This window comes from Christiangramia aquimixticola (assembly GCF_048285835.1).
GTDB lineage: Bacteria > Bacteroidota > Bacteroidia > Flavobacteriales > Flavobacteriaceae > Christiangramia > Christiangramia aquimixticola.
The window spans coordinates 441473-442224 of sequence record NZ_JBLVTL010000002.1 but is presented as its reverse complement, the minus strand read 5'-3'; the positions used below and the strand labels follow the sequence as shown (position 1 = coordinate 442224).

1 protein-coding gene is annotated in these 752 nt (G+C 42.7%); it reads left to right on the top strand.

Features of this window, described 5'->3' with window-relative positions; all coding sequences use genetic code 11:
• On the top strand, window positions 1–752 hold a 752-nt coding region (locus ACNKXV_RS05660), incomplete at both ends, for a thrombospondin type 3 repeat-containing protein (protein ID WP_417906730.1).

Sequence of the window (752 nt, the reverse complement as noted above, 5' to 3'; positions counted from 1 at the left end):
CAAAATTGTATTGGCCTCCTTATTGTTTTTAGGCTTTACTTCGGTTAAGGCACAGGATGCTGATAACCCTTGGGCAGTTGGTATTGGTACCAATGCAGTTGATTTTTATCCAACCGGTGAGGATGCTCCCCTTGGTGGAATGTTCGAAGACTATTTCAACACAGGAGACCACTGGAATGTTTTACCAGCCGTATCTAAAGTTTCTGTTTCCAGATATTTAGGTGCAGGACTTGTTGGTGAAATTAGCGGTACTATCAACCAATTAGACAAATATGGTGACAGACGTATCGACGATCTTGCTTATTACGCAGTAGATCTTGGAGTAGATTATTCTCTTAGAGCAATGCTTAACGACGGGTGGATTGATCCTGTAGTAGGTATTGGTGGTGGTTATACCTGGATTGGTGACCCGGCCGGAGAAGATATCTCTAACCTTGATGCTGCAACTTTAAACGGTAAAGTTGGATTAAACTTCTGGTTCACAGATAATATTGCACTTTCTGTAGAATCTAAGTACAAGCACGTATTTGAAACAGAAAATGCAACTCATTTCCAACATGCTGCTGGAGTAAAACTTATCTTTGGTGGAACCGATACTGACGGTGACGGAATCTACGACAAAGATGATGAGTGTCCAGAGCAACCAGGTCTTAAGGAATTCAACGGATGTCCTGATACAGACGGTGACGGAATCGAGGATCGTAAAGATGCTTGTCCAAACGAAGCTGGTCTTCCAGAATTCGACGGATGTC